At 33.6% G+C, this 13,412-nt stretch carries 7 protein-coding genes; 3 read left to right on the plus strand and 4 right to left on the minus strand.

The window, feature by feature from the left end:
* Window positions 1-1,026 precede the first annotated feature (1,026 nt).
* Window positions 1,027-3,531, minus strand: coding sequence for an alpha/beta hydrolase (locus D5R40_RS01470; RefSeq protein WP_124146345.1), 2,505 nt, complete (start codon window positions 3,529-3,531; stop codon window positions 1,027-1,029).
* 1,720 nt (window positions 3,532-5,251) lie between these two features.
* Window positions 5,252-6,001 carry a ComF family protein gene (locus tag D5R40_RS01475; RefSeq protein ID WP_124146346.1) on the minus strand — a complete coding sequence of 250 codons (750 nt, stop codon included), beginning with the start codon at window positions 5,999-6,001 and terminating at the stop codon, window positions 5,252-5,254.
* A 356-nt stretch (window positions 6,002-6,357) separates the two neighbouring features.
* Here D5R40_RS01475 and D5R40_RS01480 point away from each other — a divergent pair, with 356 nt between their 5' ends.
* Entirely contained in the window at window positions 6,358-8,835 is a 2,478-nt protein-coding gene (locus D5R40_RS01480) for a putative PEP-binding protein (RefSeq protein WP_124154153.1), read from the plus strand.
* Between the two features lie 281 nt (window positions 8,836-9,116).
* Complete coding sequence (locus tag D5R40_RS01485) at window positions 9,117-11,072, plus strand: NHLP bacteriocin system secretion protein (protein WP_124154154.1); 1,956 nt, start codon at window positions 9,117-9,119, stop codon at window positions 11,070-11,072.
* Between the two features lie 330 nt (window positions 11,073-11,402).
* Here D5R40_RS01485 and D5R40_RS01490 read toward each other — a convergent pair whose 3' ends face one another.
* Window positions 11,403-11,909, minus strand: a complete 507-nt coding sequence (locus D5R40_RS01490) for a DNA-binding protein (protein WP_124154155.1) — start codon at window positions 11,907-11,909, stop codon at window positions 11,403-11,405.
* Between the two features lie 775 nt (window positions 11,910-12,684).
* Here D5R40_RS01490 and D5R40_RS40660 point away from each other — a divergent pair.
* Window positions 12,685-12,819, plus strand: a complete 135-nt coding sequence (locus D5R40_RS40660; protein WP_282433597.1) for a hypothetical protein — start codon at window positions 12,685-12,687, stop codon at window positions 12,817-12,819.
* A gap of 219 nt (window positions 12,820-13,038) precedes the next feature.
* Here the strand turns inward: D5R40_RS40660 and D5R40_RS01495 are convergent, their stop codons facing one another.
* On the minus strand, window positions 13,039-13,359 hold the full coding sequence (locus D5R40_RS01495) for a hypothetical protein (protein WP_124154156.1): 321 nt from the start codon (window positions 13,357-13,359) through the stop codon (window positions 13,039-13,041).
* Between the last annotated feature and the right edge of the window lie 53 nt (window positions 13,360-13,412).

Below are 13,412 nucleotides of genomic sequence, written 5' to 3' on the forward strand. Positions count from 1 at the left end.
CTGAAAACCTTGTGGGGAGCAGGGGAGTAAGGAGCAGGGGAGAAGGGAGAAAGAGTATAGATAGGTAAGCAAAACTACTTAGGGTTTGCTGAATAAAGTATAAGTGGTAGGGGTAGGAGTCAGAATTCAGAATTCAGAATTCAGAATTCTGAATTCTGAATTCAGGAATTAGGGGAATTAATTAGGAGGTAGTCAGAAAAATTGTCCCTTGATTTTTCTGCCATAATCATCCCAAAATACTATCTTTTTGAGCTTTTTAGACTGAAAAGCTTGCACTTTTTTCGACAAAAAAATGCTAAAATCAATATCCGTAAATGCTTTGATATTTAATCAGCAAGCCCTACTTAAGTTATCAAAAAAATGTATTTTTCAATGCACTTTTTATCCGCAAAAATCCTCTCAAATGCCAATACATAACTTGTCTATTTTATCAAATTTTATGTTAAGAAAGGTGTTTATAAAGCATAGCCTTTTAAGGGGATAAAAAGCGGTTGAGGGATGGCTAGGTGCCATATCCAGTCAACTAAGAGAAAAGAGAATATTCCATATTTCAAGCCTCCTTATTACAGAGGTACTGATAAGGTAAGCATTCAGATATTATACCATTTTGAAAAAATAATTTTACATATAGTAAGCAATATTAAAGTAATTTATAGAAAATATCTATTGGACGAAAAAGATAAATTACTACATAAAAAATGGTATCAAACCTATCCCCATACGACTCCTGACTCCTGTCTCCTGACTCCTAAGCAGTAACCTAAATATTTGTAGCAAAGATTTATAAAACTGATATTAGCTGTCAGCTATCAGCAACAAGATTCTCTCCTTAAGAACAGTATTTAAATTAACAACTGACTTTAAGAGTAAGGAAAGCAACTTTTGTAGTAAGACAATTAATAAAGCTTTTATCCTAAACTAAAAGCAATAGCTGATAGCTGATGGATGACTGTTGTTTGCGCAGCATTCCGGAGGAAATGCTTACCTGATAACTGATAACTGATAACTGATAACTGATAACTGAAATTACTTTTTATGATTCACGCAATAATCTAGATTTTCTAACTGATAAGGAAACAACTTTTTGAACCATTTTTCATCAATGGGTTGAGATTTATCGCCATCAATAAAAGAGTTAAGTTTATTTTGCCATTCTGGGTCATTATTCGGAATAATCATCCCATAAAAATCACAGGTTAAAGGTTTTTCTGGAACTAACTTGTAATTATTAATATCTAAATTTTGCCTGACTACTTCCCCGATAGATAAAATTCCATCATTAACAAAAGCCTGAATTTCTCCTTTAGCTAAAGATTTTACAGCTTGATTCACCCCTGTATTACCTTCAAAATAAATTGCTTCAGTTTCAGGATATTTTGTTTGAATAAATTTTTCTGTAGTAGTATTTCTCAAGACACCTGTTTTAACTCCTGCTAAATTGCTATTAGGATTTATTTCTGTGTCTTTAGCAACTAGAAAATTCGTTCCTGTGACAAAGAAAGGATTAGAAAAAGCCACATTTATCACATCATCTCTAATAGTATTTGGACCGCATTCTAAATGTACATTACCATTCTGAACTAACTGAAAACGATTTTCTAGATTCGATGGAATTTTTATTACTTTAACTCCAGTGGAAATTTTCAATTCTTGAGCAATTTTTTGAGCAAAAACATCAATTATATCTTCACAATAACCAGCCCATTCTCCGGTATTATTTACATAACCAAAAGGAGTAGCGTCTCTTCTAATTGCTACTTTCATTACTCCAGTTCTTTGAATTTCTTCTAAGATACTTTCTTGTCTTTTAGGAACTTGAGCAGTAACAGTTGGAGGTACGATCGGTTTTGGTGGAGAATTACCATAAGCAGTTTCTAATTGTTGTGCTTTTAAAGATTGAATTAAATTCAAACTTAGGGAATCTTTATTCATAACTTTCCCATAAGAAGCAGTTAAATATGGTTCATATTCTGATTGATTATCTAGATATTTTTTAAAGAAAGCTACGCTCAAGTTCTTGAGATAATACTGTCCTACTTCTGGTGTTGGTCCCTGTAATATTTCAGGCAAACCAGGTATTAAAGTGCTGGTAGAAAAATGAGTTCCCGGAATCAAAAAAGCTAAATATTTATCTGGGTTATCCATCCAAATAAAAGGATGAACATCTTCTTCTATTCCTGGGGTGAGAAGATCGTGACTACCTCCCATCATTAGAGTAGGAACAGAAATATTTCTCATTTCTTCAGGTCCGAAAACTACACTTGTTAGAGGAAAGTAAGCAAAAACTGCTTTGATACGAGGGTCTCTTAACTGATAGTTTGAAGGAGGTAAATAATTGGCACGACATTGCAATAATACTGATATATTTAAACTCAAATTTTCCGGGTCACATTCTTGATTTAATCTGGGCAAATTAATATTTGCACCTCCTAAAGATAAGACTGTTGTTGCACCAAAAGAATTTCCCAATGCACCTACTTTATTTAGGTCAAGTTTCGATTTCCAGTCAGGGTCAGTTTCAACTAACTTTTCCAGTTCATCTAATAAATAACTCAGGTCTAATGGTCGGCTAAGATATTCAATAGGACTAATATCTATATCAACTTCTCCTTTTAAAAAAGATTGGCGATATGCTAAGTCACTACCTAAATGTTCTACACCAGCTAATGCAATACCATAAGATGCTAAATGTTCTGCTAAAAGAATACTTTTTTTCTCAGCTCCAAAACCATGACTATAGACTACTAATGGTACTGGTTGAGAAATTCCTGCGGGTAAATAAATATCAGCTTCAAGGTTATAAGAACCTGCTAAACCTGTGTAAGTTTGGCGTAAACCACTTATTTCAAAACTAATAGATTTTTTGATGACTTTATAGGGACCTGGTTTACTCAAATCTGCAAGTTGAGAATAATCAATTTTTGGGTCTGTAGCAACTTGTTTTTCTGTCTGTTCAATAATTGCTGTAACTGAAGTATCTCGATACTCATTAAAAGTAGTTAACTCATTAGAAAACTCAGATAAAAAATTTGTACTTATTCTGATTGTTTCTGCGGGAAATTTTTTAATAACATTGATAATAGTAAATCCTTCTTCTGGATCTGATGCAGCTTCTATTAAAGCTGTTCTTATCGCATCATAACCATTAATATCGGGGTTAATTTGTACTAACTGACCAAAATATTTGAGAAAATCTTCTCCCATTGCCATATTTGTCAGACGAGAAATTAATTCAGGGGGAATGTCAAAACGTTTTTGCAATACTTTCTGCAAATTTGCCAAATCTTCTTCTTCCATAAAAGCAGCATAAAAGGCAAAATAATTACTAATTATTCCTTCTTTAGCAAAGACTTCTAGAGAATCTACAGACATATATAAATCTGTGAAATTCGGAACTTTAAATACTATCCTTTCAGCAGCATCAACTGGTTTTGGTTTGAATAGATCTTGCAAAAAATCAAAGCTAACGACCGATGCTATTACTAGAGTGGTTGTCAAAAAAAATTTTAATTTTCTAGGCTTTTTACTCATATTTTTAAATCACCAAAAACTTCAAATATTCTTAACTTCAGAACAATGTATTAATGTCATCATTCAGCGGTTAGCTATCAGCTATCAGCTATCAGCTTTATTACTGAAAAATCGTGGTCTAAAGTCTCCGCTTTTAAGGGGATAAAAAGCGGTCGAGAGATGGCGCAATTCGGAGCAGCTCTGATAAGAGCAGGTTTCCTCGCTATATCTAATCGACCAAGAGAAAAGAGAATTCCGCATTTTCTTGCCTCCTTATTGCAGAGGTACTGATAACTGAAATGACCTTTAGTGGACAATTTAAGCTCATTGTCTTATTCTTCAATTCTTTGTTTAAAAATGTAGTATTAGTAATTTTTTTGAAACTATAATAATATAGCACTACATTTTTTGGCGTTTGACGAAAATTTTGGTTGTCCGGAAGTAGGAAGCAGAGAAAAGTCTGTGTCCTATTTGCGTAGTGATATATATCAAAAAATCAGGAGTACACTATGGAGCCTAAAAATAGTTATAAATCACTTAAATCTAACCCTTTTAAAGTATATTGTGACCCGACAACAGGAAAATGGACTGTGGTTAAATCTTGTAAAAAATCAATTAATAAAAAAGCAGCTTGATGAAAATAATATCTGATCTATTGTGCGCTCTTAATTTTTTTCTTGATTGATCAATAAATCAAAAAAGTAAGTAACTAAAAAGGTAAGCATTCAGCTATTAGTGGTCAGCTCTTCCTGCGGAATGCTACGCAAACAGTTTTTTAATGAATGAACCAAGTATTTGCTTAACTTCTACTACAATTTTAAGCAAAGAATTGAAGCACAAGAACAACTAGCTTAAATTGCCCACTAAAGGTAATAAAGCTGATAGCTGACTGCTGAATGCTTACCTAAAAACTACTTTTTTGATTTAGATAATTGTTTTTAGATAAATTGCTATAAGATTGTGTCTTTGTGTAAATATTGACTATAAGCAATCCTATTTAAATTGTAATATTTTGATGGCAGTTAGGAGTCAGGTAGGAGAATCTTCGGATTGGCAACCTACAGAGTTTTAAAAGTTTTCAGTTCAGATTAACTATTATAAAAATTTTCACAACCAATTTAGGATTCCTATATTTATATCAAGAATATTTAGATAAATATTTACTACAGCAGATAACAACTGTGCGACCTCCCTAAAAGGTTCGTTAGTTACCTATTTATTGTCAAAATTTTTTCTCTAAAAAACACTCATATCCTTTTTTAGGTAAATGAACTACAAAGATTTAAGACTTTACCATTAAGAACGAGGTTTAATATTCTGTCCATTTAATTAGTTAGAAAAACTTTCTTCTCCTCTTCCTTCTTCTTCCCTCCTAACTCCTCCTTAGTAAATATAAACATAATATTTCCAACCTAACTTAACTCAAACCACCCCCTATATTTAGCCTCATTCTGATTTTGGAGACTAGGTTTTTTCACCACTTTCTGACTTTTTATAGCACTACGCAAATGGGGTGCAGACATTTATAAATGCTCAAAGTTAGTCAGGGATAACTTCTAGCTTCTGACTTTTGACTTGCGCGTAGCGCTATAACCGTGGTTTCTGATACCAATTCACTTAAAAAATGTCACAAATAGTTGGTAACTGATGAAGTCAAATGAAGTCAAATAATAAGCTGAAATTACTGTATAGTAAAAGTTTTAAGTACCTAAAATATCACTTCTGACTTTTAACTTCTGACTTATGATTTTTGAATTTTGACTTTTGACTTTAGTGAAACGATATGAGGACTTGGTTTTCTAGTAGTCGCGATCGCTAAAACTCCCACAACTTTAATACCTGCTTTCTGCAAAACCTTAATTGCAGAATTCACCGTTGCACCTGTTGTATAAATATCATCTACTAACAACACTAAACTACGGGGACGACTCCTGCGGAAATCTTTCCCTACAGTAAAAGCATCCTTAACCGTTTTCAACCTCTCTCCCCTGGACAAACCAAATAATGCTTGGGTCTGCTTCACTCTTTCCAGGCCATTTCGCCGTAACTGCAAACCAGTCAATTCACAAAAGCTTTTTGCCAATAATTCCGCTTGATTAAAACCTCGCTCTTTCAGCTTTTTTTTGTGCATCGGAATGGGTACAACGACGATTTTGTCAAGAGTTGTTGTCCCTACTTGCCTTTTGGAAACTGGGGAATTTAACCATCCATCCGCTAACCAATGTCCCAAAGGTATTGCTATTTGTGGGTTATCCTGATATTTCATGGCAGCGATCGCTCGTTTGAGACTATCTTTATACTCGCCCCAGATAAATACTGGAATTTTTCCGGGAAATGTTTGTCCTCCATGAGGAAATTGACATTGCCAAACTTGTCTTTCGCAATATTTACAGAACTCTCTGTCTGCTGGTCTCTGACAAAGAGGACAGTTATACTTAAGAAATATATTCAGAAATGGTTTAAGTATTTTTTTCCAGAGAAATTTAATCATTGTGAAAACCTTTAAAAAGTCTAAAATATTAAATATAGCAATATAATTTTAGTTGTGAGATATTGTAGACTTTTGTTTTAGGGAATAGGGAATAGGAAATAGGGAAGAAATGAAGACATAAAGAATAACTATATTCTATGCTTTAAAGTAACACCTCAATTATCACATCTGATTCCTGATTGCTATAGTTTCTTATGTTTATCTGTTAATAATTTACTATTACTCTGATACAAAATTATTTACTGATAGAATTATAGAATTAGAGTTAGGTAAAAAGATGTTGGATACTGAGCAACTAGGTAAATCTAGAGACTACTATTACTTTTAACATTTGATGTCAGCAAATCAATAGTTTTGTGCATAAGTTTTACTGGCTAGATAAAATTAAATCCTCAGACTGGAAAACAGTGGGAGAAAGAGCTTTTTATTTAGCTCATCTCATGGAGCAAGGTTATCCAATTGTTTCTGGTTTTGTCATTCCGGCAAATAGTTTTTGGCAATTTTTACAATGTATTGATTGGTCTGACCCATTATTACTTGAATTCCCCAATTATGCCTTGCATTTTAATGTCAATAACTATCAGCAATTACAACAAATTTCTCAATCAATTAACTACAATATTGCATCTACTGATTTACCATCAGACTTATTTTTATCTCTAGAGTCTGCGATTAAAAATCTCAATGCCGAAGTATTAATTTTTCAGCTTGTCTTAGCATCTCCTCGCCTAAAAACTTTAGGCATATTAGAACCAATAATTTGTCAAGCTATACCGGAAGAGTTTGTCCCAGGAATTAAACAAGCTTGGGCAGAAATATTTAATGCTAAAAGTTTATTATATTGGCATAGTCAGCAAGTTGAAATTCCACAACTTCAACCAGTAGTTATAGTACAACCCATACAGTCAGCGATCGCTTCGGGAAATATTAAAGCTTTTACTAATAGTTGGGAAATTCAAGCAACTCATGGTTTAGGAGTATCTATTGAACTGGGACAAGTTATACCTGATTCTTATATTATTTCTGCTGAAAATTGCACCGTAGAAAACAAGAAATTAGGTAATAAAACTATCGTTTATAACCCTGATGCAAGAATTGTTAAAGTGAGCGATACAGATACATGGCAAGGAAATTATCATACTCAAATTCCTTTTCCCAAAACTTTAGCAGCACTGCAAATTTTTTTATTGCCAGAAAAAATACAAAAAGAATTTGTTTTAGAGGAAAAGCAATTACAATCATTAATTCAATTAACTCAGGGTATAGTCAATAGTATCGGTACTAATTTCGGAGTAAAATGGAGTTTTTCTCAAAGGTCTAATGATGCAAAAATTGAACTCTTAATCACAGATTTTGAAAGATTTCCACAAGAGGATAAAACTTTGGCAAAATTGCCACAATCAGCAAAAGAAGAAAAATCAATATCTATTCCTAATACTGAACATCCTATTGTCAAAGGCATAGTAGCATCATCAGGAAAAGTAACAGCTAAAGCTATAGTTATTAAAAATATTCCTCCAGAAGTAGAAGAATTTCCTGATAGAGCAATTTTAGTTGTGCCTGTAATTATTCCCAGTTATTTACCATTACTGAAAAAAGTTTCTGGAATTATTTCTGAACAGGGTGGCATCACAAGTCATGCTGCAATTTTAGCTAGAGAAATTGGGATTCCTGCTATTGTAGGAGCGACTAATTCTACTAATATAATTAAAACAGGTGACCATTTATTAATTGATGGTAATAATGGGGAAGTACATTTGGCAAAAGAAGATAATTATTATCCTCATAAACTTGAGATGCCAGTACTAGAAAATTCTCTTAAAAATCAAAATTTACCGCCAATAGGAACTAAACTATTCGTTAATCTCAGTCAAATTAATTCAATTAAAAAAATTCAAGATTCACAGATAGATGGAGTAGGATTATTACGGTCAGAGTTAATGGCTATTGAACTGTTAGAAAATCATCATCCTTTATGGTGGATACAACAAGGCCGTCAATCAGAATTAGTCAGTCTAATGGTGGAAAAACTTAGTCAATTTGCTGCAGCTTTTACTCCTAAACAAGTCTTTTATCGTTCTCTTGATTTAGGATTATTTAACTCTAGCGATCGGGAAAAAACATTTACTAAAATTCCAGAAGAATTTATAACTAATTATTCTGGAAACCAAGATAATCAGACCGAGGCAAATCTTCATAATCATCGGACTAATTATTCTAATCCTATACTAGGACGACATGGTACATTCAGTTATATGCTAGAACCAAGTTTACTAGATTTAGAAATAGATATTTTATCTCAAGTATATGAATTGGGTTATACTAACGTTCATTTAATCTTACCATTTGTACGTTCTGTAGAAGAATTTCAATTTTGTCAGAGTCGCATTCAAACTAAATGGAAAAATCAACCTAATAATTTCCAAATTTGGATTATGGCAGAAGTACCATCAGTTTTATTCTTACTACCTGAATATGTGAAAGCTGGTGTTCAGGGTATTGCTATTGGCACTAATGATTTAACTCAATTATTGTTAGGTGTAGACCGAGAAGAAGAACAAATGACAAGTGCTTTTGATAGTCGTCAACCAGCAGTAATGAGAGCCATTCAACAATTAATTTCTCAGGCTAAAATTTCTGGTATTCCTTGTTCTATTTGTGGTGATGCTCCTGCTTTATATCCAGAAATAATAGATAATTTAATCCGGTGGGGTATTACTTCTATTTCTGTTAATGTTGATGCTGTTGATAAAACTTATAATTCAATCGCTCGTGCGGAACAACGTTTGATTTTAGAAGCGGCTCAAATTAATAATTTAGGTGGTAGGTTTTAGGCGGTTTTATATAGTTTTTCGGTGCTGAAGAAGTAGTCAGGAGAATGGCGTTGGTAATTTATGTATAACTGTTTAACCGTAGATGATATCATAAGTAATCTCTAAGTGAGTTTTTCCTATTCACAGGAAGATGCCACAATTATAAATGTGAAATACTATCAGAAATTAGTGTATAACCATTACTTTAAGTTTATAGACTTTCACTTCTGAATTCTGATTTTTGACTTATAACTTCCGTGAAATGGTATGACTGTTCACTACTCCCTTAACTAATAACTGAAATGACCGACTCCACAAAACGCCCTATCTTTTCTCAAGAGTCATGGGAACAGATATCTTCCCCAGAAGAATTTGACCAATTAATACAAGTAGTTACTGTCAAAGACTGGCTATCTTTTGCCATATTCGGCGGTCTAGTATTAGTTGGTATCTCATGGAGTATTTTTGGCAAAATACCTATTACTGTAACTGGGAAAGGAGTATTAATTCGCCCCCGACAAGTAGTAGAATTTCAATCAGCAATTCAAGGTAATTTAGAATCTCTGAAAATTAGAGATGGAGACTGTGTAAAAAAAGATGATGTACTGGCAACTATCGATCCATCTCAGCTCAAAAAACAGTTAGAGTTACAACAGCAAAAGCTAATTCTTCTCCAAACTCAAGCAGTAGATACTCAACAGTTAGAAAGTCAACGCACTGAATTAGAAATAGATGGTTTGACAAGTAAAGCGGAAAGTTTAAGACAACGTTTGCAAGACACTCAAAATTTGACTCCTACCCTACAAAATAATACTTTAAAAGCACTCAAGGAACAACGTCAGACTTTGGAGCAACGTTTACAGGATATGGAAGCTGTTACTCCGATATTAAAAGAGGAAAAATTACAGGAAATTAATCAACAACGGACAAGTTTAGAAAAACGTTTGGGAGATGCTCAAAAATTAACTCCTGAATTGAGGGATAAAAAATTACAGGCGATCGCTAAACAAAAGGTTACTCTTCAGCAAAGGTTAGAAAATGCTAAAAATTTAACTCCTATTTTGCGGGATAAAAATGAGTTGGCGTTGCAACAACAACAAGAAAGTTTACAGCAACGTTTGAAGGATGCTCAAGAGTTAGTTCCTGTTTTTCAAAAGAGACTGACAGAGCGCCAAGAATTATTTGATGAGGGTGCTATTTCTCAAGATAATTTATTACAAACTGAACAAGATTTTCGGCAAAATTTACAGTCTATTGCTCAAATTGAAGCTGAATTAAGGCAATTAGAAGTACAGGAAGCAGAAACTACTGAAAAATATTTACAAAATTTCAGTAATATTAGCGAAATTGAGGATAAAATCAAGGATTTAGAATTGGAGGAAGTAGAAACTAATGAGAGATATTTGGATAATATTAATACTATTAGAGAAATTGAAACTGAATTACAGGCATTAGATTCACAAACGACGGAAACTTCTAAACAATTTTTGGATAATCTCAATCAAATTAATGAGATAAAAGTACAGTTACAGCAAGTTAAATTGCAAGAAACGGAAGCTATGGAAAAATATTTGGAAAATCAGAATACAATTGCGCAATTAAAAGTAGATTTACAGGATTTAGATACCCAGAGAAAACGTTTAGAACAGGAAAATTTAAAAGCAGTAAATACTCGCAAAAATCAAATAGCAGAGGTTAACCGAGAAATTGCTAAATTAGAAAAACAGGTTGCTGATAATAGTAAAATTCTTAGTCCGATAGATGGATGTATTTTGGAAATTAAAAGCACTGTCGGACAGTATGTAAATCCTGGTACTTCTCTGGGTAAAATTAATGTTCAAGGAAAGTCATCTGAATTAGTAGCGGTTAGTTATTTCCCTGTAAAAGATGGCAAGCGGATTAAGTCTGATATGGAAATTCAGATTACTCCCGATACTGTAAAACGGGAAAGATTTGGGGGAATTATTGGCAATATTAATTCTATTTCTAATTTTCCTGTGACTAAAGAAGGTGCAAGTTTTGTGGTAGGAAATCCTGAAGTTGTCGAGAATATTATTGGGGAAAGTGGGGGGCAAATTGAAGCTTATGTTCAACTAAAAAAAGATGATAATACCTTTAGTGGTTATGAATGGTCTTCAAGTAAAGGACCTCAACAAAAATTAACTGCTGGTACGACTATAACAGCACGAGTAAGAGTTGAGGAAAGAGCGCCTATTACATTTGTTTTGCCAATATTAAGAGAGTGGACTGGAATTTAGAATTCAAAAGTCAGGTGCATTAAGCTCCACTTCGTTATAAAACTCAAAATCCTGATTATTATTTAGGAGCAGTAAGGGGTTTTTTACAACAAGTCGGGTAATAAGTGCCTATGCAAAATTAATTACCTATTCTGTCATAAAATTACGCAACTATATTTGACATTGCAAGTAGCCTGAAGTCAAATGATAGAGGCATCTTAATCAATTTTTGGAGATGTCTAATTACTTGCATAACAATCTACAATGCCAGCCTCAAAGTTAAACAAGCCGACACCACTATTTAATATATTTAAAATAAACATTAGTTGAATTTAAAAATCAGATTCTAAATTAACTAGCATCTTGGGGTTCATTTTCGTCTAGTTCCGTATCTCGGAAATATTTGCGAATAATTTCAACTTCAGGCTCTACTTCAATCCACAGACGAGCACCACCTGCTTGACTCTTGTTAGGTTTATGAGGTCGATAGACAATTTTGCAATTTCCCAGAATTTCTACTTCGTGGCAGCGATGGTTTTTACCTCCTTGTTTGACAGAAATAGCTGCAAGAGATGTGCCGTGGTCTCGGTTATAGTCAATTTCTTTTCGCAGCACATGGATAAAAGTATTGCCTGTACGGAATCCTTTATTCCAAGTTCCTTGAGGACCTCGACGACCAGGAGTAATTTCTGGCATTCCTCGACGATTTAAAGGAATTACCCAAAACCGTTTGACTTTTTTGGCTCCTTTGAGACGACCTTGCCTGAGAAGTAACCTGAGTCTAGCCGTAGAAATATTTAGAAGAAATGCTGCTTCTGTTGTACCAACTTTATCTGGTTCAGTATTTGTATCTTTCATAAACTGTTTCGGAACATATATATAAGGGATAAAATGGGTAAGTATTTACCATCAAACCACAAAGGATTTAATTTGGCAATAATTTTTGATTTTCCAGTATTGACTTATAATAGTAATCTTAGTGGAAAATTTTACAATTACCCAAAATCTCAACTAAATCTGGTTTAGTCCTAATATCTTCCATAAACTGTTTCGGAGCAAATTAAGGATAGACCGGATAACCATTTACAATTAAACCACAAAAGCTAATTTACCTCTTCTATCTGAGGAGATAAAAATTTCACTTCTATATATATATAGATAGTGAAAAATTTGCCAGAGACTTTTCCAGAATATTTAGTCTATCTAGAGCTAAGTAGAGATTTTCAGCAAGTATAGCGCTCGCCTCTTGCCTCCCTTCGACTTTTTGCCAGTTTTTCTGATAGATGAAAATTTCACTTCTTTCTATAGATAGTCAAAAATTTGCCAGAGACTTTTCCAGATATTTGCTCTTTACTAGAGGTAAGTAGATATTTTTTGAAGTGGAGCATTGCCTTTTGCTTCACCTCGACTTTTTGCCAGTTTTCTGAGGAGATGAAAATTCTACTTCTATATTTCTATATATAGATAGTGAAAAATTTGCCAGAGACTTTTCCAGAATATTTAGTCTATCTAGAGCTAAGTAGAGATTTTCAGCAAGTGGAGCATTGCCTTTTGCTTCACCTCGACTTTTTGCCAGTTTTCTGAGGAGATGAAAATTCTACTTCTATATTTCTATATATAGATAGTGAAAAATTTGCCAGAGACTTTTCCAGAATATTTAGTCTATCTAGAGCTAAGTAGAGATTTTCAGCAAGTAGAGCGACCGCCTCTTGACTCTCCTCGACTTTTTAGAAATTTTTCTGAGGAAACGAAAATTTTACTTCTATAATACAGATAGTCAAAAATTTGTCAGAGATTTCCCCAGATATTTGCCCTTTCTAGAGGTAAGTAGAGATTTTCTGAATAACAGAAAACAAAGAACTAGCAAGATTAGTCAGTCAATTTGTAGTAGCTAATAGACTGCCGAAGAAGGAAATATCAGGATTTTTGACATTTTGTTTTTTAGTATGCCACACTAGTTTAGCAATTTTTTCTAAGAATATAAAACCTACAAAGCTATGATCAGACCTGCTTCCCCTAATCCTTCCAATATCGCTGCAGCTTCTTGCGCACCTTCTATACCTTCTCCTGCTAGTTCCCACCAATCAGCTTCTTCAATAATACCAACACTATCCTCTTCTAACTCTTCAACCAAAGGAAATAAATATCGATACGCTAAATAAACAGGATATCCAGGAATAAGAAACGATAAGAAACCGCCAGCGACATTTTCCAGTTCCAGATCGTTGAGTTCCTCATAATCTGTAATAGCATACTCTGATGTGGTCTCGTGCATTTTTTGGTTGGTATTTATGGCAGAATTTTCCATAATTGCTCCTTGAGATTGTTTTTATTTTCTAGGGACAAGTAATTTATTTCTTG

The organism is Okeania hirsuta, from assembly GCF_003838195.1.
Taxonomy (GTDB): Bacteria; Cyanobacteriota; Cyanobacteriia; order Cyanobacteriales; family Microcoleaceae; genus Okeania; species Okeania hirsuta.

Bases quoted from the DNA above. Each gene is read 5' to 3' on its own strand.
- D5R40_RS01470 (WP_124146345.1), bottom strand. From the start codon at position 3,531: ATGAGTAAAAAGCCTAGAAAATTAAAATTTTTTTTGACAACCACTCTA.
- D5R40_RS01475 (WP_124146346.1), bottom strand. From the start codon at position 6,001: ATGATTAAATTTCTCTGGAAAAAAATACTTAAACCATTTCTGAATATA.
- D5R40_RS01485 (WP_124154154.1), top strand. From the start codon at position 9,117: ATGACCGACTCCACAAAACGCCCTATCTTTTCTCAAGAGTCATGGGAA.
- D5R40_RS01490 (WP_124154155.1), bottom strand. From the start codon at position 11,909: ATGAAAGATACAAATACTGAACCAGATAAAGTTGGTACAACAGAAGCA.
- D5R40_RS01495 (WP_124154156.1), bottom strand. From the start codon at position 13,359: ATGGAAAATTCTGCCATAAATACCAACCAAAAAATGCACGAGACCACA.